The 20,836-nt window shown below is 44.7% G+C and carries 16 protein-coding genes; 10 read left to right on the top strand and 6 right to left on the bottom strand.

Features of this window, described 5'->3' with window-relative positions; genetic code table 11:
- The first annotated feature begins 4 nt into the window (after window positions 1-4).
- Window positions 5-946, top strand: coding sequence for an FKBP-type peptidyl-prolyl cis-trans isomerase (locus DYU05_RS10175; RefSeq protein WP_117382823.1), 942 nt, complete (start codon window positions 5-7; stop codon window positions 944-946).
- 3 nt (window positions 947-949) lie between these two features.
- On the opposite strand, the gene DYU05_RS10170 is transcribed toward DYU05_RS10175, so the two are convergent.
- The 5 genes from DYU05_RS10170 to DYU05_RS10145 form a co-directional block, all read right to left on the bottom strand.
- Complete coding sequence (locus tag DYU05_RS10170; protein ID WP_117382822.1) at window positions 950-2,263, bottom strand: cryptochrome/photolyase family protein; 1,314 nt, start codon at window positions 2,261-2,263, stop codon at window positions 950-952.
- Window positions 2,256-3,161 carry a TIGR01777 family oxidoreductase gene (locus tag DYU05_RS10165; RefSeq protein ID WP_117382821.1) on the bottom strand — a complete coding sequence of 302 codons (906 nt, stop codon included), beginning with the start codon at window positions 3,159-3,161 and terminating at the stop codon, window positions 2,256-2,258. The genes DYU05_RS10170 and DYU05_RS10165 overlap by 8 nt, the downstream gene beginning before the upstream one ends.
- 493 nt (window positions 3,162-3,654) lie before the next feature.
- Window positions 3,655-4,980, bottom strand: coding sequence for an ABC1 kinase family protein (locus DYU05_RS10155; protein WP_117382819.1), 1,326 nt, complete (start codon window positions 4,978-4,980; stop codon window positions 3,655-3,657).
- The gene (locus tag DYU05_RS10150; protein ID WP_117382818.1) at window positions 4,980-5,696 is read right to left on the bottom strand and encodes an HAD family hydrolase; all 717 of its coding nucleotides are present in this window, start codon (window positions 5,694-5,696) and stop codon (window positions 4,980-4,982) included. The genes DYU05_RS10155 and DYU05_RS10150 overlap by 1 nt, the downstream gene beginning before the upstream one ends.
- 33 nt (window positions 5,697-5,729) lie before the next feature.
- Window positions 5,730-6,380 carry a TetR family transcriptional regulator C-terminal domain-containing protein gene (locus DYU05_RS10145; RefSeq protein ID WP_117382817.1) on the bottom strand — a complete coding sequence of 217 codons (651 nt, stop codon included), beginning with the start codon at window positions 6,378-6,380 and terminating at the stop codon, window positions 5,730-5,732.
- A gap of 260 nt (window positions 6,381-6,640) precedes the next feature.
- On the opposite strand from DYU05_RS10145, the gene DYU05_RS10140 reads away from it, so the two are divergent.
- The 4 genes from DYU05_RS10140 (at window position 6,641) to odhB (ending at window position 13,827) form a co-directional block, all read left to right on the top strand.
- Window positions 6,641-7,921: a DASH family cryptochrome gene (locus tag DYU05_RS10140; RefSeq protein ID WP_117382816.1), complete on the top strand. Its 1,281-nt coding sequence runs from the start codon at window positions 6,641-6,643 to the stop codon at window positions 7,919-7,921.
- A gap of 231 nt (window positions 7,922-8,152) precedes the next feature.
- Window positions 8,153-9,133: a glycosyl hydrolase family 18 protein gene (locus DYU05_RS10135; protein ID WP_117382815.1), complete on the top strand. Its 981-nt coding sequence runs from the start codon at window positions 8,153-8,155 to the stop codon at window positions 9,131-9,133.
- Between the two features lie 153 nt (window positions 9,134-9,286).
- Window positions 9,287-12,097 (top strand): 2-oxoglutarate dehydrogenase E1 component, encoded by a 2,811-nt coding sequence (locus tag DYU05_RS10130; RefSeq protein ID WP_117382814.1) that lies wholly within the window; start codon window positions 9,287-9,289, stop codon window positions 12,095-12,097.
- A gap of 113 nt (window positions 12,098-12,210) precedes the next feature.
- Window positions 12,211-13,827, top strand: a complete 1,617-nt coding sequence (odhB, locus tag DYU05_RS10125) for a 2-oxoglutarate dehydrogenase complex dihydrolipoyllysine-residue succinyltransferase (protein ID WP_117382813.1) — start codon at window positions 12,211-12,213, stop codon at window positions 13,825-13,827.
- Window positions 13,828-13,980: 153 nt separating this feature from the next.
- Here the strand turns inward: odhB and DYU05_RS10120 are convergent, their stop codons facing one another.
- The gene (locus tag DYU05_RS10120; protein WP_235853990.1) at window positions 13,981-14,415 is read right to left on the bottom strand and encodes a DinB family protein; all 435 of its coding nucleotides are present in this window, start codon (window positions 14,413-14,415) and stop codon (window positions 13,981-13,983) included.
- A gap of 140 nt (window positions 14,416-14,555) precedes the next feature.
- On the opposite strand from DYU05_RS10120, the gene DYU05_RS10115 reads away from it, so the two are divergent.
- The 5 genes from DYU05_RS10115 (at window position 14,556) to DYU05_RS10095 (ending at window position 20,743) form a co-directional block, all read left to right on the top strand.
- Window positions 14,556-16,277 (top strand): ArnT family glycosyltransferase, encoded by a 1,722-nt coding sequence (locus DYU05_RS10115; RefSeq protein WP_117382812.1) that lies wholly within the window; start codon window positions 14,556-14,558, stop codon window positions 16,275-16,277.
- A 10-nt stretch (window positions 16,278-16,287) separates the two neighbouring features.
- Window positions 16,288-17,307 carry a hypothetical protein gene (locus tag DYU05_RS10110; protein ID WP_117382811.1) on the top strand — a complete coding sequence of 340 codons (1,020 nt, stop codon included), beginning with the start codon at window positions 16,288-16,290 and terminating at the stop codon, window positions 17,305-17,307.
- A gap of 95 nt (window positions 17,308-17,402) precedes the next feature.
- On the top strand, window positions 17,403-18,128 hold the full coding sequence (locus tag DYU05_RS10105; RefSeq protein ID WP_117382810.1) for a DUF2490 domain-containing protein: 726 nt from the start codon (window positions 17,403-17,405) through the stop codon (window positions 18,126-18,128).
- Between the two features lie 60 nt (window positions 18,129-18,188).
- Window positions 18,189-19,109, top strand: coding sequence for a DUF58 domain-containing protein (locus DYU05_RS10100; protein ID WP_117382809.1), 921 nt, complete (start codon window positions 18,189-18,191; stop codon window positions 19,107-19,109).
- Window positions 19,110-19,273: 164 nt separating this feature from the next.
- Complete coding sequence (locus tag DYU05_RS10095; protein WP_117382808.1) at window positions 19,274-20,743, top strand: glycoside hydrolase family 130 protein; 1,470 nt, start codon at window positions 19,274-19,276, stop codon at window positions 20,741-20,743.
- The last annotated feature ends 93 nt before the right edge of the window (window positions 20,744-20,836 follow it).

The raw sequence follows: 20,836 nt of genomic DNA, 5'->3' as shown, positions 1-20,836 counted from the left end.
TTAGATGAAACAAAAGATCTTTACTATTTTATTGATAGCCGCAGCGGGCTTAAGCGCATGCAAAAAGGATACTGTTGACCAGAATATAAAAGAATACGACGAAACCCAAATTCAGAATTATATTGCAGCCAATAGCTTAACCGGCTTTAACCGGGATACCGTAGGTGGCGATACCACCGGCATGTACTATAAGATTATTAATGGCGGCACTGGTGCACCACTGGAGTATTCTGACAAGATATCTTTTGTTTATACCCTCAAAAGCTTTGACGGGAAGTACACATCTTCTGATACTATCCTTAATCACTTTAACGAGTATGTAGGCCATATTGAACAGGCTAACCTGCCGAAGGGCTTGCAAATAGCTATTCATAATTTGCTGAAATACCGTGATGGTAGTATGCGTTTGCTGATTCCTTCCCGCCTTGCTTATGGGCAACGGGGCTTTGGTACGGGTAGTATTAGCAATGCTAACAGCCGTATTGCCGGAAATCAAAGTTTAGATTACTACATACATGTAATAAATGACCAGCAAGTGTATGATGATCTGGTGATACGTAACTACATGACGGCTAACAACCTTACCGGGTACACCAAAACAGCTTCTGGACTGTATTATAAAGTAATAACACCAGGTACCGGTAATGTAGGTGAAATCGGCCCGTTATCTACCGTTACAACTACTTACACCGGTGCGTTGTTAAACGGAACTTTTTTTGATAAAAGCGCAGAAACAACGGCGGCGACATTTTCGCCAGGTTCATTAAACGGAATAGAAGGCCTGGTGCCCGGTGTACGTGAAGGCCTTAAAGGTCATGCCGCTAAAGGTACTTCTATTTCATTGATATTACCGTCCACTTTGGGATATGCAAGTAGTCCACCAACCGGTATCCCTGTTTTTGCCCCAACAAGGTTTGAATTTCAGATTACTGACGTGACGAATTAATGCCTATTTGCTCAGCGCCACCTTAAAAGCTTTTAAGCATCGGTCGCGTGCAAATGCATGATCTACAATGGGTGCCGGGTACTTGCTGAAATCAGCATATTCCGGCACCCATTTCTTTACGTACTCAAGTTTTGGGTCGAACTTTTTTAATTGGCTTTCCGGATTAAATATTCTGAAGTAAGGTGCAGCATCGGTACCACTGCCAGCAGCCCATTGCCAGCCACCAACATTACTAGCCATTTCGTAGTCCAACAATTTCCGGGCAAAGTAACGCTCTCCCCACCGCCAGTCTATCAACAGGTCCTTACTTAAAAAGCTAGCTACTACCATCCGTACCCGGTTATGCATGTATCCGGTGGCATTCATTTCGCGCATGCCCGCATCTACCAGCGGAAAACCGGTTTTGCCATCGCACCAGGCTTTAAACTGTTCTTCGTTATTAATCCATGCTATATTATCGTACTCGGGCCGGAAAGCATGATCCATCGTTTGAGGAAAATGGTATAGCACCATCATATAAAACTCCCTCCAGATCAGCTCGCTTAACCAGGTCTTTTCACGTGCATTGTGAGCATCAGCAGCGCATTGTCTTATGCTGATGGTTCCAAAGCGCAGGTGCAGGCCAATATGCGTGGTGCCTTTTATAGCTGGGAAATCTCGTGTTTTAGCATACTCGGCAATGTGCTTTTCGTAACTCTGGTCCGGGAAGCTGGCGCTGCTTTCCACAAAGCCCATGTCCTTAAGTGAGGGAAGCGTTGGAGCCTTAAACTGATGTAGGTTTTTTAGATACTTTTTTACGGGGTAGGGCTTCAGGTAAAATGGCGTCAGTTTTTGCAGCCATTTGTTTTTGTAAGGAGTAAATACTGTATACGGCTTGCCATCATCCTTAAGTACCTCGTTACGGTCAAATATTACCTGGTCTTTGAAGGTTTTAAGCTCTGCTTTGTATTCCGCTAACAGATCAGATATAGCTTTATCGCGGTGTGCGGCATAAGGCTCATAATCTTGATTGGTGTAAACGGCGCCTATGGTATATTCCTTTATCAATTGCCTAAAAATATTCAACGGAGTGCCGTAAGCTACATAAAGGTCACTTTTACTTTGATTAAGCTTTTCTTTCAGGCTTTCTATAGCCTTGTAAATAAACGTAACCCGCGCATCATCCTTGTCTTCAAGGTCGTCCAAAATTTCTTTATCAAAAATAAAAAGCGGTAGTACAGGATTGCCACTTTTAAGTGCACGGTATAATCCGGCGTTGTCTTCTAACCGCAAGTCTCGCCTAAACCAAAAAATGGTAAGCGGGGTACTTTTATCCATAAATTTCTTTCAATGCCGACTGAACGTCGGGATATTTAAATTGATAACCAGCTTGTATTATCTTCTGCGCCGAAACTTTTGTACTGCCCAATACCAGCGTAGCCAGTTCGCCAAAAAGTAACTTGATAACACCCGCCGGTACTTTCGGTGCCCACAATGGGCGGTGCAGCTGTTTAGCAACAGCTTTGGTCAGCTCTTCGTTGGTAACAGGCTGGGGTGCGGCCATGTTATAAGCTCCTGTAAGTTCCTCGTTCTCTATAGCCATCATGTACATGCCAACCACATCGCCAGGGTGTATCCATGGCACCCACTGTTTACCATTGCCCAGGGGCGAACCAATGCCAAGTTTAACCGGCAAGGCTAATTGTGGCAATGCGCCGCCTTTTTTATCCAATACAACGCCGGTGCGAAATTTAACAGTTCGTAAACCCAGCTCCAGCCCGCGGTCTACAGCATCTTCCCATTCTATGCAGCAAGCACCCATAAAGTCATGCGCAGCCGGGCTTTCCTCAGTAAGCAATTCATCACCACGATCACTATAATAGCCAATTCCCGAGGCAGAAATAACAGAGTGTACTCTGTGAGCCTTTTTACGTAGCAACTCGTAAATCATGCTGATCGACCTTGTGCGGCTTTGTATTATTTCGCGCTTACGTTCATCTGTCCAGCGTTTATCCGCTATGCCGGTTCCCGCCAGGTGAATGATGGTGTCAATACCGTCTATGCAGTGCTCATCAATTTGGTTGGTTGCAACATCCCATAAAAAGGTCTTTACTTTCGGGTTTTTCCCGCGGCTACGGCTAAGGTGGCTAATATAGTAGCCCTTACTTAGAAGTTCCGCGGTAAGCTGTTTGCCTAAAAGACCGGATCCGCCGGTTATAAGTATGTTTTTATTCATAAATGAGTTGCAGGCTGACCAACGATAAAAGGACTATAAAGCAACAGCCAACTGCAATATTAAACAAAGCTTTGCCGCTTTTGTGTACTTTGTTCCCACGTTGAAATGGCGAAAAGGGGAATTTTTCCCACTATTGTTAAAACCCCAGTGTTTATTAGAGCCTGGTAATAAACCAGCAGGCTATAAATACCGTAATTTTTAGTGTTGGTAGAGTTTTTGTTTTACAGCTAATATTAGTTGTATCCAAATTTATAATCCTGCGTATAAATCAATTTTACGTTTTTATGTTGTCTCACGATTTTCAGAACCTGCTTTTATCTGCGTTTTTAATCCTAATAATTTGCATTGGAGCTTTCGGCGTGTATTGTTATCGCAGGTCTAAATCTTATGTAGGTACCGGTAGGGTTTCTGATATAGAACGCTGGGCCGGAAGCGCTACCCTTAGCTGGATTATAAGTTTTTGCCTGTCCTTATTTGCGCTTGTAAGTTTTATTTAAGCGGTGGCTACCACGTGCGGCTTATAGGTATCTGTTTTTACCCTCGCCTTTAACTCATGCAGGATATTGTACAGCCCAAAGTTGGTACGGTTCACATAGATAAAGTGCTTAACGCCGCGCGCCTGTTTAAACTCGGGCATACGCGATATTTTTTCGCCAAAACCAAATAGTTCATCAAAGAAGCTTTTATCGCTAAAGTCGAAGCTGTCCGTTATATAAGGTTTGGCAAAAAGGCTGATCATCTGGCGGAACATTCCGTAATAAAACTCGACCTGCGCCGGAGTATCATTAGGTAAGATCATTTCCAATTTGCGGAATGCGGCAATTGTATCTTCTTTATTGTCGAACAGATTTGTTGATGTAAGCGAAAAGAAGGGATAGTAGAAATCATCAGGCATTACCTTAATACAGCCAAAGTCAATCACACCCAGTTTGCCATCAGGAGTTATCATAAAATTGCCCGGGTGAGGGTCGGCGTGTACGGCGCGAAGTTCGTGCTGCTGAAAGTTATAGAAATCCCATAACGCCTGGCCAATAGTGTCCCGCAATTCCTGCGACGGATTAGTGGCCAGAAACTCTCTCAGGTGCTTACCTTCCAGCCAATCCATGGTAATAATACGCTTACTGGATAGCTCCGGATAATACTTGGGGAACACAACGTTATCAAGTACGCTGCACGCTTCGCTAAACTGTATGGAACGTCGTACCTCCAGTTCGTAATCGGTTTCTTCAAGCAGGCGTTCTTCTACCTCACGCATGTAAATGTCAAGCTCCTTTTCGCTCATGCCCAGCATACGGAAAGCGAAGGGTTTGATAAGCTTCAGGTCAGATGAGATAGAGTCGCCAACACCAGGGTACTGGATCTTAACAGCGAGTTTTTTACCATTTAGTTCTGCCTCATGCACCTGTCCGATTGATGCAGCATTGGTAGAACGGATATTGAATTTATCATATATCTGATCAGGTGTTTTGCCAAAGTATTTTTTAAATGTCTGTACAATCAGCGGGCCTGATAACGGAGGGGCATTATATTGCGATTGAGTGAACTTATCTACATACGCCTGCGGCAGCAGGTTTTTGTCCATGCTTAGCATCTGGGCAACTTTAAGCGCACTGCCTTTCAGCTCACTTAATGATTGATAGATATCAGTAGCGTTGTCTTCGTTCAGTTCGCTACGATCAAGGTCTGGGTTAAAAAGCTTTTTCGAATAATGCTTTATATAGTTACTACCAATTTTAAAACCGGTCTTAACAAACTTCGCGCTTCTTTCAACCTTGGTGGTTGGAATGCTGTTCTGTTCTTTTGATGTGTTATCGCTCATTATTTATCGTCAAATAATACCGCCAGCTCTTGCAGCTTAAGGCCGGCATAGTCATTTATAACCAGGTTTGCCACCTGTTTTATCTTTTCTGCAGCATGCGCGGTAGTAATACCAACCACTTTCATACCTGCATCATGGCCAGCTTTAAGGCCCGCGGTAGAATCTTCAAACACCAGGCACTTTTCCGGGAGCGCATGCAGCTGTTCGGCAGCTTTTAAAAATATCTGCGGGTTTGGTTTCGGTTTGCTCACCATATTGCCGGTTACAATCACATCAAAGTATTGCCTGATGGATATACCGTTAAATATAAAATCCACGTCGGCCATACTGGAAGAAGTAGCCAGGGCTATTTTCATGCCTGAGTCCTTTAGTTCTGCCAAAAAGTTTTCCAATCCGTTTATAGGTTGTAAATAGGGCTTAAATGCTACCTGGTAAAGGTGTTGCTTTTCTTCTGCTATCAGGTCGGGGGCGGCACCTTGTACCTGGGCAAAAAACTTTTCTACCGTATTAGGTATTGGTACCCCGCTTATCTCACCCTGATATGTTTCCTTGGTAAGTGCCGGTAAACCATACTTCTCAAACACCTGCTGCCAGGCTTTAAAGTGAAAAGGCGTATTATCTATAAGGGTGCCATCCATATCAAAAATGGCGGCTACTCCTTTCAGGTTTTCTTCGGTTGAAGGTGTGTTGTAATGCAGGGCTTGATTTTCGCTCAAGTGTATCTAATTAGTTGATAAATGCGGGGTTTATTACAGCCCCATCTTTTCTTTAAACCCGCCGTTTTTGGCCAGGAACTTACCGTATTCAAAAAGGTTGTCTATCGGCGAGCGCTGGAACAAATCAAATGTTACATTCACGCCTTTCTCAATTGCCTCATCTGTTTTCTCGAAACCGGCAGAATCATCATTTACCCAGAAATTCAGCACGAAGCCAAATTGAACCCAAAGCCCGTCTTTATATCTCTTGCTGAAGAATTTACGGTCGCTAAGCTCTTTGGTCTCCAGTCCTTCGTTCAGTATCCCGCCTGCAAATTCCTCAAAGGCATCTTTTGCTTGCGCCAATACCTTTGGTGTGCCCATTCCACGGTTCTTTTTAAGGCTGTAAACTGCAAAGCTTCTGCTGCTCTTTAACAGTTCGAAAAAACTATAAAAGAACGATAAAGCCCTTTCGCGTGCCGAATATTGCGGCCATATCTCCTGGGACTGAATTTCGGTGATTGTTTTCTTTACCAAATCGGCCCAGATGCTTTGTTCCACCGCATCAAACGAGCCGAAGTAGCGATAGAATTCCTCTTCTGGCATTTCGTTTTTCTTTGCAAATGTGTAGACAGACTTAGGTTGCTCTCCTTCGGTGAGCACAAAGTCGATGTAAGCGTTCTGGATGCTTTCTGTTGTAGCCATAATAAATTAATTACTCTAAATATACGGTGTTATTACTACAGCAATTATCATGCTTATGTTAAAATAGGGAGTAAGCCATTATTTGGAACTGTTTATATTCAATCTAAGGTATCTGGCGGAACGTTCAAAATCAGCATAATGCAACACTTTGTGTAGTGCCAAAATGTTAGCACCTTGTCATATCTAATTAGGCTTATTTTTTACTCATAAATATTTCGCATTTTTGTAATCAATCTAAATAGGTTTAGATTATTGTTCATATGAGTGAAAAAACAATATTGGTTTGGTTTAGAAACGACTTGCGCATTCATGATAATGAAATATTATCTGAGGCGGTGCGCAAAGCGGATAACATCCTGCCGGTATATGTTTTTGATCCCTATTATTTTAGAACGGCCGACTCAGGCAGTTTAAAGACTGGAAGCTTTCGCGCTCGCTTTCTCGTGGAGTCCGTTGCGGACTTGCGCAGCAATCTTGTAAAACTTGGCGGCGATCTCATTATCCGTACCGGGGACCCGGCGGAGATCATCCCGCAGCTTGCCGAAGAATATCACGTTAGCGAAGTATATCATCATCGTGAGGTAGCGCCTGAGGAAACCGAAGTATCTGAAAGGGTGGAGGCGGCTTTGTGGAAAATGAAGCTTAACCTTAAACACTTTATCGGGCATACCATGTACCATAAAGAGGACCTGCCATTTCCAATTAAAGACATTCCCGATAGCTTTGTCACTTTTAAGAAAAAGGTGGAACGTGATAGTAATGTGCGGCAGGTTACCGCCTCTCCTGAAATCGTTTCTACTCCATTGATTGCCGATTCTGGTGAGCTGCCTACACTTGCAGGCCTTGGGGTGCCGGAGCCTGTTGATGATGCACGAGCCACGCAAAAATACACCGGGGGCGAAACAGTAGCGTTGGAACAACTGCAGCAGTATTTTGGTTGTAAGCAAAGCGGCAAAGTGGTTGGATATGCTGCATCGCGCTTGTCACCATGGCTTGCAGTAGGATGCCTGTCTCCTCGGGAGGTTTATTGGGAAGTTGTAAGGCAGCAACGCGAGAACCATTTCCAAAACGGCGACCAGTTGATGCTTGATTTGCTTTGGCGGGATTACTTCAGGTTTATGTTTAAAAAACATGGTCAGAAGTTTTTCCGTGCAGAAGGTTTTAACAGTGGCGCACCCGAAGCCGCAAGCAACCAAGATGAGCTTTTTGAACAATGGAAAAACGGTGAAACCGGTGTGGCAACTATTGACGCCGCCATGCATGAGCTTAACGCTACAGGTTACATCAGCAATTACAACAGGCAGGCACTAGCCGCATACCTTACCAACGAACTTAAGGTAGACTGGACAAAAGGTGCACTCTATTTCGAAGAAAAACTTATCGACTACTCGCCAGCCAGCAACTGGGGTAACTGGGCATTTATAGCCGGCGTAGGCAGCGATAGTAAAAGTACGCGCTACTTTAACGCAACTAAACCTTTAGCGCAGCAGGATTCCGTTAATTATTGGCTCCCGGTTACTCCAAGCAAAGTATCTGCTTAAACAAATAATAAAACCCTCTCACAAGCGTATATATTTGTATATGAACTCTTTTGAACAATATACAATTATTATCGGCTTGCTTGCCGTGCTGTTCGAAGGTGTTTCCCGCGCCCGTGCATACCTGCACAAAGTTCTGCATTAAACCATTCAGGTTGATACCGCTGTTAATCCAAAATTTTTAAAGTTGTTGTGAAACAGACAGAGTTGTTTGCGCTTTGATAGATTTGCTAGATGAACAAAAGATGTGGCTGGCTGCTGTTGCTGGTATTTTTAAGCTTAAAAAGTATTGCTCAGCAGCAGGACTGTAAATTTATGGTGGTGGGTTACACCCGTAATAACATCAATTTACTTGAGCAGGTAAAACACATCAAGTTGAAGAACATCACGCATCTAAATATAGCCTTTGTAAATCCGGACAGCGCAGGAAACTTTATTGCGCCGATAGACTTGCATAAGGTAGTAAAGCTCGCGCACCGCAAGCATGTACTTGTTCTGCTATCCTTCGGAGGTGGGTCTCCGCCGAAATATTTACCAGCATTGCTTGCAGCCGACCGGCAGACAAAGCTTATTGATGCATTGGTTAAGCTGGCTGTAGACAACAATGCAGACGGCATAGATGTAGATCTTGAAGGGCATATGATAAACCAGGATTATGAAAGCTTTGTAAGCGGGCTATCGGCCTCTCTAAAAGCGCATGGCAAACTCATGACCGCAGCTATAGCCGGCTACTATGCCGAGCGATATACCAATAAAGCACTCGCACGGTTTGATTTTGTAAACATTATGAGCTATGATAAAACCGGGCCTTGGAACCAGGCCAAGCCGGGGCAGCATGCGCCGTATGACATGGCCGTTCAGGATATTGCCTACTGGACAGGCCGGGGTATACCAAAAGAAAAGCTGAATCTTGGTGTTCCATTTTACGCTTATGGATTTGGGCAGGGTGCACCTGCCGATATGACGTATAAAGATGTTGTAGATCAGTTTCCCGGAGCTGAGGATAAGGACGAAGTAGTGTTACCTGCGGGCGGTACAATGTATTACAACGGCATACCTACCATCAAGGCAAAAACCAAACTTGCACTGGATAAAGCCGCCGGAGTAATGATATGGCAGCTTATGCAGGATGCAAATGGCAAGAAATCGTTACTACGTGCTATTAACAAAGGAATAAAAAATTATAAAAATGCTGTGGGTAAGAAGCTTGATTGAATTTTCATAATCGAAGAAGATGCGCAACACCCTTACGTCATTTTCTTAAAAATAACTTTAAACCTAAACGGCAGGAGAAAGTTATAACATATAATGTTCGGCATATTGTACTATTATGTTTAATTTTGTGCCGTTTTACAAGATTGGTTTCTCATGGATCGCCTCAATTATATAGATAGCGGAAACGCATCCTACATCGACTCTTTATACGAAGCTTACAAACAAGACCCTGAATCCGTAGATTACGGCTGGCAGAAATTTTTTGAAGGCTTTGATTTTGGTAAGGCATCGCAGCCTGCGGGCACTGCTAAAACAGCCGCCGTAACACCCGAAAACTTGCTGAAGGAGATAAACGTGATGAACATGATAAATGGTTACCGTACCCGCGGTCACCTGTTCACCAAAACAAACCCTGTACGCGAGCGCCGCAAGTATTTTCCTGGAAAAGAACTGGAAACATTTGGGTTGAGCGATGCAGACCTGGATACCGTTTTCAATGCCGGCCATGAGGTTGGTATGGGTCCGGCTAAACTGCGCGACATCCGCCAGATGCTGGAAGATACCTATTGCCAAACCATTGGTGCCGAATACCGGTACCTGCGCAATCCAATAAAACTAAAGTGGTTTGAGGACCGCATGGAAAGCCGCCGCAATACGCCAAAGTTCTCGGTTGAAGAGAAAAAGGCAATGCTGGCCAAGCTAAATGAGGCCGTTACGTTCGAAAACTTCCTGGGTACAAAATTCCTGGGCCAGAAACGTTTCTCACTTGAAGGTGCTGAGGCGTTGATCCCTGCATTAGATTCTGTAATTCATCAGGGCGCTGAACTGGGTATAGAGGAGTTCATTATTGGTATGGCGCACCGTGGCCGTTTGAACGTGTTAACCAATATTATGGAGAAAACCTACAAAGAGGTATTCTCTGAATTTGAAGGCAAGAACTACGATTCTGAATCGGCCTTTGGTGGCGACGTTAAATATCACTTGGGTTACTCTACTGACATAGAGACTAAGAATGGTAAAAAAGTTCACCTGAGCCTTTGCCCTAACCCTTCGCACCTGGAAGCAGTAGATCCTGTTGTAGAAGGCATTACTCGGGCAAAAATTGATTTTAAATACAATGGCGACAATAAAAAAATTGCGCCAATATTAATACATGGCGATGCATCCGTTGCAGGCCAGGGCATTGTTTACGAAGTACTGCAGATGGAGAAGCTGGACGGTTATCAAACCGGCGGCACTATACATCTCGTTATTAATAACCAAATTGGTTTCACAACCAATTATAAAGACGCACGTTCGAGCACTTACTGTACCGACGTTGCTAAAACCGTACTTTCGCCGGTGTTCCACGTAAATGGTGACGACGTAGAAGCGCTTGCATACGTGGTAAACCTTGCAATGGAATACCGTCAGGTGTTTAATGAGGATGTTTTTATTGATATTCTTTGTTATCGCCGTTATGGCCACAACGAGTCGGATGAACCAAAATTCACTCAACCGGTGTTATATAAAGCCATAGAGGCGCACCCTAACCCATTGTTGATCTACAACAAAAAGCTGATTGAAGAAGGCAGCATAGATGCCAATTACGCAAAAGAACTGGAGAAAACCTTCCGCGCCGAATTGCAACAGATGCTGGATGAATCTAAGGCTGAAGACAGGTTTACAGATACCATCCCGATGTTTGAAGGCGCATGGACAGGCCTGCACCTGGCCAATCATAAAGAACTGATAAGCTCTATTGATACCTCTGTCACTGAACAGGACATTACAGAAATAGGAAACAAATTAACCACCCTGCCGGAGGGAAAAGAATTTTTCAAGAAAATAGAAAAGCTATTTGAAGACCGCAGAGCTATGGTAAACACTACCAAAGTGTTTGACTGGGCTATGGGCGAATTACTTGCTTACGGTACCTTATTAAAAGAAGGCTTCCCGGTAAGGCTAAGCGGTGAGGACGTTAAACGCGGTACCTTCTCGCACCGCCACGCGGTGCTTACCCTTGCCGATTCTGAGAACGAATATACGCCTCTTGCAACTATCGAGACTGAGGCTAAGCTGAGCATTTACAATTCCCTGCTGTCAGAATACGGTGTACTTGGCTTTGAATATGGTTATGCTTTGGCCAATCCTAACGCGCTTACTATTTGGGAAGCACAGTTTGGTGACTTTTTTAACGGTGCACAGATTATAGTAGACCAGTACATCGCCAGCGCCGAAACTAAATGGCAGCGTGGTAATGGATTAGTAATGCTGCTGCCACACGGTTATGAAGGCCAGGGACCGGAGCACTCATCGGCACGTGTAGAGCGCTTTTTAGAGCTTTGCGCAGATGACAACATACAGGTTGCCAATTGCAGCACACCGGCTAACTTTTTTCATATATTAAGAAGGCAGATGCACCGCGATTTCCGCAAGCCGCTTATTATTTTTACACCAAAAAGCTTGTTGCGTAGTCCTAAATGCGTATCACCAATAAGCGATTTTACCAGCGGTAAGTTTTACGAACTGATAGATGACAGCTACGTTGATGCTAAGAAGGTTAAACGTGTGCTGCTTTGCACTGGTAAAATATACTATGACTTGCTTGAGAAACAGCAGGTTGACAAACGTAAGGATGTTGCTATAGTTCGTGTTGAACAATTGTATCCAACGCCTATACAGCAGATACTAAAAATGAAAGCCCGCTATGAAAAAGCAACCGAATTTATTTGGGTGCAGGAAGAGCCGGAAAATATGGGTGCATGGCCATACATTTGCCGTAAGTTCCATAACGATACACACCTTAATCTGCAGGTAATATCCCGCCTGGAAGGTGCAAGTACAGCTACCGGCTTTGCCAAGCAGCACGCAGCACAGCAAACGCATATTGTAGCTAAAGCTTTTGAAGCACCTGCCGGAAAAGCGGTAAAAGAAACGATAAAGAAGACTACTGAAAAGATGGCAAACGCAGGAGCGGATTGATTAATAGATGGTGATTGGCGAATAGTAAATTAGTTGCTAATTGCCAATCACCAGGCTTTACTACTCACCTGTTACCATTTACTACTCACTAATAAACCTACAACTACTACAAAATGAGTTTAGAAATAAAAGTTCCGCCGGTAGGCGAATCCATAACCGAAGTAACACTGGCATCCTGGAAGAAAAAGGATGGCGACCATGTGGAAATGGACGAAGTGATAGCTGAGCTGGAATCAGATAAGGCTACTTTCGAGCTTACTGCCGAAAAGGCGGGTACTTTAAGCACTAAAGCTGCCGAAGGCGATGTATTACCTATCGGCGCTGTGGTTGCAACTATAGAAGAAGGTGGTGCAGCTGCCGCCCCTGCACCTGTTGCAGAAAAAACGACTGCTTCTCCTGCGGAAGCTGTTGCACCTGCAACAGCGGTTAGCCCGGAGGTGCCTGCAAATGGTTACGCTCCTGCGCCTGATCAAAGCGGTACGCCTGCTTCAGGTTCATCAACTTTAGAGATAAAAGTACCGACTGTTGGCGAATCTATCACTGAGGTTACTTTATCCCGCTGGATAAAGAAAGATGGTGACACTGTGGAGATGGACGAAGCCATTGCTGAACTGGAGTCTGACAAGGCAACCTTTGAGCTTACTGCCGAGAAAGCAGGTACGTTAAAAACTATAGCCAACGAAGGTGACACCCTGCCAATTGGCGCGGTTGTTTGTACCATTGAAGATGGAGGTGTCTCAGGCGGTAAAGTTGCTACACAGGTAACGCCTGATGTTGCAGCTGCTATCAGCGAGTCGCCACAGGGTGCAGCTGCTGCAAAACAAACTACATATGCATCCGGCACACCGTCGCCTGCTGCTGCAAAAATATTGGCCGAAAAGGGTGTAGAATCATCATCTGTAAACGGTACAGGTGTTGATGGCCGCATAACCAAAGGCGATGCTCTTAGCGCGCAAAAACCTGCTGCCGCGCCGGCTGCTAAGCCTGCCGCGGTGGCGCCTGCTTCGGCTCCCACTGCTGCACCTGGTAGCAGAACTGATAAGCGCGAAAAGATGTCGTCGTTGCGCAAAACAGTAGCAAAACGTCTTGTTGCTGTTAAGAACGAGACCGCCATGCTGACCACTTTTAACGAAGTGGATATGTCGCCAATAATGGAGGTGCGCAGCAAGTACAAAGATAAGTTTAAAGAAAAGCACGGTGTTGGCTTAGGCTTTATGTCGTTCTTCACCAAAGCAGTTACTGAAGCATTGAAAGAATGGCCTGCAGTAAACGCCCGTATAGAAGGCGAAGAAATTGTATACAGCAATTTTGCTGATATTTCTATCGCAGTATCTGCGCCTAAAGGGTTGGTAGTTCCGGTGATCCGCAATGCGGAGAGCATGAGCCTTGCTGAGATTGAGAAAGCCATTGTGGTACTTGCAGGAAAGGCTCGCGAAAGCAAGCTGACCATCGAAGAAATGAGCGGTGGTACCTTCACTATCACCAACGGTGGTGTATTCGGTTCCATGATGTCTACACCTATCATCAACTCGCCGCAGTCTGCTATATTAGGTATGCACAATATTATCGAGCGCCCTGTTGCGGTAAACGGACAAGTAGTTATCCGCCCGATGATGTACCTGGCATTATCTTATGATCACCGCATCATCGACGGCCGTGAGTCGGTTAGTTTCCTGGTAAGAGTTAAACAGTTACTGGAAGACCCTACACGGTTACTATTAGGTGTTTAAAGAACCCTATCAAAATAACGAAGCCCGGTTTATCCGGGCTTTTTTTATACTTTCAATTTTAGGGTTGTCAATGTTTCAGCGAAAGCTTTCCAATGCAATGGACACCTTAGCAAAATCAAGTTGAAATTGATACTTTATAAGACTTTGGAGGCGCTACACCAATTTCCTTATAGCCATGATATACCCAATGTGCAATCCTTCATGAAAGGGCAGGAAAGCCACAGCATCATCAATACTGGCTATTTCTACACCGTATCGGGTTATCCAGGCAGGGTAGTTGGTAAATATGCCATTCTTATAATCGCGCTCCAGTTGGTGCAGGCTGGTTAGCAGTAAACCTTTTATTTTCTCCAAATCTTCTTCTGCGTAAAAGCGCTCAGGTTTGCTTTCAGGTTTATATGTGTTGAAAAACGGCTCGTCTATCCATAATGGCAGGCCTGCGCGTTTGTAGCATACGCCCTGCTGGGCAGCAACCATGTGCCCAAGGTTCCAGATGATGTTGTTACTAAAGCCGGCAGGTATGGTATTCAGCTGCTCTATGGTGAAGGTGCTTAGCGTCTCAATTATCTTGAGGCGGGGCTGCCTCATAATATCAATCTGTTTTTCTATCATGCTCCAAATATTCAACTTTTCGACTGGATTTACGGGCGTAAGCTCTAAATTATTGTTGAGGTAAGAAACTCGTGTGCTTGTGCGTTTTATTTTACCTTTGCGGCAGAGCACAATAAATGACAAATACCATAATTGATAGTAACCGGTCCGACAAACCTGTATGGTATTTCATCCTGTGCTGGACGGCATTCAACCTACTGCAGGCCGGCACCATAGAGTTACACCCGGATGAAGCTTATTATTGGCTTTATGCGCAAAAGCTGGACTGGGGTTACTTCTATCACCCGCCCATGATGGCGCTCTTCATCAAAATAGGCGACACTTTTTTTCACAACGAATTTGGCACCCGGCTGATTGCCGTATTAACCAACGGACTTGCTATTTACCTGCTGTGGCTTATCGTAAAAAAGTATTCAGTAAGCGCAAAGTGGTTCATGTTGCTGGTATCGGGTATTTTGGTTATACACGTATACGCCTTTACTACAACGCCGGATAATCCGCTGTTCTTTTTCGCGGTGTTATTCTACTATGCTTATCAAAAGTATCTTGAGAAAGATAGCTGGCTGACAGCCCTTATTATTGGTGTTATTGCTGCATGCCTGCTTTACAGTAAGTATCACGGCGTATTGCTACTGGGGTTTACGGTTATTTCAAACCCCAGGTTATTTACCCGCCGTACGTTTTACCTGGCCATTGCAGTGGGCTTGCTTTGCTTTACACCGCATATATTATGGCAGGCTCACCGGGACTTTCCGGCAGTAAACTATCAATTATTTGAGCGTGCTACCGAAAAGCCCTATAAGCTTGAAGTCTCGTTGGTGTTTATAGCAGGCCAGCTTTTACTTGGCGGTATAATCAGCAGCTGGTACCTGTTCTACAAAAGCGCTTTTGCCCGCATTACTGATCAATTTACCCGCACTCTAAAGTTCAATTTAATAGGAGTTTTCGGCTTTTTTCTTTTAAATACCTTTTATGCCAACGTACAGCCGCATTATACCTTAATTGGTTTTATTCCGCTGCTGGTATTAGCACTTATTCACCTGCAAAGCACAAATGGCTTTCCGCGCTGGTTTGTGGTGCTTTCAATCATCAACATTATTCTTATCATCATCTTGCGTGTTTCTTTAATGCTGGGTCTCCCTTATCTTAAACAAATACAGGTACTGCAAACCTACTACGGCTTTAAAGACTGGGCCAAGGCAGTGCATAACAAAGCTGGCAACGCCTATATGATTATGGATGACGGTTTTCAAAATCCGTCTAAATACGATTTCTACAACCGGACATTCAAAGGTTTTGCCTACGACTCGCGTTACTACGGTCGCACAATGTTCGACATTTGGCCGATGGAAGACAGCCTGCAGCACCAGCGGGCTTACTTGCTGCTGAGCGATCCGCTGCCGGGCGTATCTACCGACACTATCAGGAGTGAGGGTGATGATTGGTATGGTGGTTGGGTGAATGATGTGCGTACCTACCAGAAAATAGCTATAGACCCGCACAGGAAAATGATTACCGCGCACCCGGGTCAGTATTTACAATTTGACCTTACGCTAACTAACCCATATCCTTTTGATGTAAGCTTTGCCGACAGCGGCTATACACATCCGGCTTTTCTGGAGGCCTGCTTTTTCAAAGGAAGGATGGACATTATTGACGTGCAGCAAGCGCCGCTAAGCTTCAAAAGCATCATTATAAAAAAAGGAGCAAGCGTAAACTATCTCATGACAGTGAAGGCGCCGAAGCAAAAAGGAAAGTACGCACTGTTCTTTTCTATACGGACTGAACCATTTAGAGGCGCGAAGAATAGTCCCCTATTAACTTTTATTGTAGAATGACGCACTTATTATGATTAAAAAGATATACTTATTACTGCTACTTACTGTTATAATTGGCCGCAGTGGTATAGCACAAACTTTGGACGTCCACTTTAATGGCTCGGTGTTTTTTGATAACCGCGAGTACAAGGAATTCCTGAAGCGCTCCCGTACCTATTCGGGCACCCGCCTCGCACTTGATGTTGGCTTAAATCTGGACAGCACGAACCGTTTTGTTGTGGGAGCTAACGGCCTGCACGAGTTTGGCGGTAAACCCTACTTTTTGCATGTGGACCCAGTAGCTTACTACGAGCACAACGGCAAGAACTGGTTCTTCAACGGTGGCGAGTTCCCGAGGGAAGGTTTGCTAACGGATTACCCAAGATCAATGCTGAATGATACGTTGCGTTATTTTCGCCCGAATATAGAAGGCTTGTACACCAGCTACCACACTGGTAACTTTCGCGAGAATCTCTGGATAGACTGGGTAAGCCGACAAACAGACACCGATAGGGAACAATTCCTCTTCGGCCTGTCGGGCAAGTACCAGCCTTTGGGCCCATTTTACATTGCACATTATCTATTTATACTGCATGATGCCGGGCCGGCGATTGATATTCCCAATGATCACATACGCGATAATGGTGCTTTGCAAATAAAGCTTGGGGCTGATTTGAGCCACAAAACCATGTTTGACTCTCTGACGGTAGAAGCAGGCGGTATGATGTCTTTCGAAAGAGAGCGTAATGTAAGCGGCTTTAAAAAGCCAAAAGGCTTTGTTGCTAATGTGTACCTAAGCTACAAGCGCTTTGCACTAAATGACGAGTTTTACAAAGGCCAAGGCCACAACATCACCTACGGCGACGCATACTATCAATTCAAAACCTACAACCGTATCGATCTTATTTATACGCCATTTCTTTACAAAGGATTAAAGGGTCAGTTTATAGCCAGTTTCCATCAAACACCGCAAAGCAGCGGCAGTAATCAGGAAGCGTTCAGGCTGTCTTATGATCTCGGTCGTAAGAAAATTGCGAAATTTAAAGACTGACCATTATAAATTGATAAATTTAACCGTTCTGCCGCTCTAACGTGTGCCCCCCACTCGTGTAGCAGTACATATTCTAACACATTTATCAATCATTTATGAACAAGAAGGTCATCAGGCTTTTGCTGCTTATTACTATTTTATCGCCTGTAAAGTTATTAGCGCAGGACAACCAATTCACCGGCTGGGGGGCCATATTCCACACCCAAAAGTTTTCAGACAAGTGGGGGATGTCGTTTGATGGACAGTTCCGCTCAGCAGATCAATACGATTACCTGCGAAACATACTGCTACGCCCTGCAGTTAATTATTATTTCAGCAGCAACAAGATAGGGGCGCTGGGTTACGCATACATAACCGCTAACGGCCGCAGCGGCAATGTCAAAACTTTCCGTCCTGAAAGCCGCATATTCGAACAGTTTATCATTAACCAAAAGCTGGGTAAAGGTGCCATGCTGCAGCACCGTTTCCGGTTAGAGCAACGCTTTTTAGGTAATACGTCGGTAAGTGGCGTAGACAGAAACGATAGCTTCTTCTCACAACGCCTGCGATACTTTGCTCGCGCAGTAGTACCTTTCAAAAGCACCCCCACCTTTACCGAGGGGCCGTTCTTTGCTTTGCAGAACGAGATATTCTTCAACGTGCAGAACAAGAACAAAGTGAATACCCATTTCTTTGACCAGAACCGTGCTTACGGTGCGTTTGGGTACCGCTTCAGCAAGAAGTTTGATACCGAAGTTGGTTACCTGAACCAATATACCAAGGCGGCTACAAGCTATACATTAAACCACGTGATACAGCTGGCATTTTACACAAGGTTTTAGTAGTTAAAATAACGTTGGCTTGGTAACGTTAGCATGATAACAAATTTGCTACCTTGGCATATGCCTCAGTTAAACACCAACCAGGAAATACGCCAGCTGGCTAACCTTGAGCTGCTTGCCAGGCAAGTTGTTGAGGGTTTTATCACCGGCCTGCACCAAAGCCCGTTCCATGGTTTTTCTGTTGAGTTTGCCGAGCACCGCTTATATAATAGCGGCGAATCTGTAAAAAATATTGACTGGAAACTGCTGGCCCGTACAGATAAGCTTTTCGTAAAGCAGTTTGAAGAAGAGACCAACCTGCGCTGCTACCTGCTGTTGGATACCTCATCATCCATGAACTACCCTGAAGAGGGTTTGAGCAAGCTGCAATTTTCGGTGTATGCCATTGCCTCGCTGATGTATTTGTTCAAAAAGCAGCGGGATGCGTTTGGTTTGTGTTTGTTCTCGGATCAGATGGATTGGATGAGCCCTGCGCGCTCTACATCGGCGCACCTGTTTTACCTATACGCGCAGCTGGAGCGTGCCTTTAACGAACCGAGAAAGAACACACAAACAGGCATAGCTAAAGTACTGCACCATCTTGCGGGAGAGATCCACCAGCGGTCTATGGTGATCTTGTTTAGCGATATGCTGGAGAACAGCCTAAACACGCAGAAAATGCAGGACCTGTTTGCCGCCATTCAGCATCTTAAATACAAAAAGCACGAAGTAGTTATTTTCAACGTAACCAGCCGAAAACGCGAAGTTGATTTTGAGTTTGACAATCGTCCGCATCACTTCGTGGACATAGAAACCGGCGAAGAAGTGCGGGTTCACCCTAACAAGATACGCGATAGCTACAAAGCGCAATTACAGGAATACCGACACGAGCTGCAGCTAAAATGTGCGCAATACCATATTGATATTGTAGATGCAGATATTGAAGATGATTACACGCACATCCTGAAAACCTACCTGATAAAACGTAACCGCATGTTGTAACACTGCGCCGCCAATAAACGTTTAAACACTTTTTATTTGCTATTTATACTTAAATGCTAAAATTTGCCTGATTATTGCACATTGCTTTGAGCTGTTGCAAGTATTGTAAATTGCTCAAATCAATTTAGAAGAGCAGGTGTTATCAAATAAACTTTTTTTGCCGAATGAGACTTTCCATTGAACGAAAACCAGTACGAGTAAATCCGGATCCGAAGCGAGTAATAGCAAGGTTCTTTTTTAACGGTAACGACCGGGCCAAAGAAGTTTTGCAAAGGGTAATGAGTATTACAGAAGAGGTTGCGTTTGGCATTGTATCGCCGTTGTTGCAGGAGTACTCCAAGCGCCATCGTAACATTACACGTGTTTTGAACAGGCATTGCAGCAAGCTAAAGCCGCTTTTTGAAGAGCTTGGTATCGATTTCGACGCTCTTTCTGTAAACCGTAAATTGCTCATCGGTTCCTACTTTACCCATGAGTACTCTATAGAATCTGCCGCATTCTTTAATCCGTCTATTATAGAAGACCCTGACCAAACCGAATTAGAAGACGGACAGCGACGTGTAATTATCAGCTTCAGGGCTGTAGGCGAGGGGCACATATCGTCCATTACCTTCCGCCGGGCGATGATTGATAAGTTTAATAACATTACGGTACAACCTGCCGGCAGCTATATAGACGAAGCCGAGATTGTGCGTAACGCGGTGTATAACAAAAAGTTGTTTTTTGATAAGGCAGCTATCACCCGTATCGACATAGATATAATAAAAGAGCTGGAAGGTAAGCTCGACCACCATTTCGAATATTCAAACCTTCGCCGTATCATTCTCGATTCGCAAAAGCTGCAGGAGAATGATATGAAAAGGCTGGAATATGACAAGGTGCTTTGGCTGGCAGATTCCTATTACGAGATCGTATTCTCTCTCGATACTGACATTTCTGACCGGGTTATCTTCCCAATATCTGAGTACGAGCGCAAGGGTATAGAAGATGCCCGATTTGTGCAGTTTGTGGATGACGACGGCGCTTCTGTTTACTATGCCACCTATACTGCTTACGACGGCGCACTGATAATGCCAAAGTTGTTACAGACAACCGATTTCTACAACTTTAAGATCATGCCGCTTTATGGCGCCGGCGCACAGAATAAGAACCTGGCGCTCTTCCCGCGTAAAGTAAATGGTAAGTACGTGATGATCTCGCGTATAGATGGTTGCAACAACTACATCATGTACTCCGATAAGATCAACATATGGGAGAAGCCGGTATTGCTGCAGCAGCCAAAGTTTACCTGGGAGTTCGTACAGATAGGCAACTGCGGTTCGCCTATTGAGACCAAAGACGGGTGGCTCGTAATTACCCATGGTGTGGGCCCTATGCGCCGCTATGTGCTGGGTGCCAGTTTGCTTAAACTGGATGATCCGGGTGTGGAGATAGGTCGTTTAAAAGAACCTTTATTGATCCCTAATAGCGATGAGCGCGAGGGGTACGTGCCTAACGTACTGTATTCTTGTGGCGCTATCATTCATAACGATAAACTGATTGTTCCTTATGGTGTGTCCGACTCTTCCACAGCGTTTGCAGAGGTTGACCTGGACGAATTGCTAAACAAGCTTAAAGCAGACGGCATAGACTAGCAGAGCGTCTGCTTTCTTAATATTTTCCTCAACCCTCTTTGCGCGCAGCGTAGAGAGGGTTGACAAGCGATAGCAATGTTGGGGTGAGTTAGT

Origin of the sequence: Mucilaginibacter terrenus, assembly GCF_003432065.1 — a bacterium.
Classification (GTDB): Bacteria; Bacteroidota; Bacteroidia; order Sphingobacteriales; family Sphingobacteriaceae; genus Mucilaginibacter; species Mucilaginibacter terrenus.
This window is presented reverse-complemented; position numbering and strand designations above follow the sequence as displayed.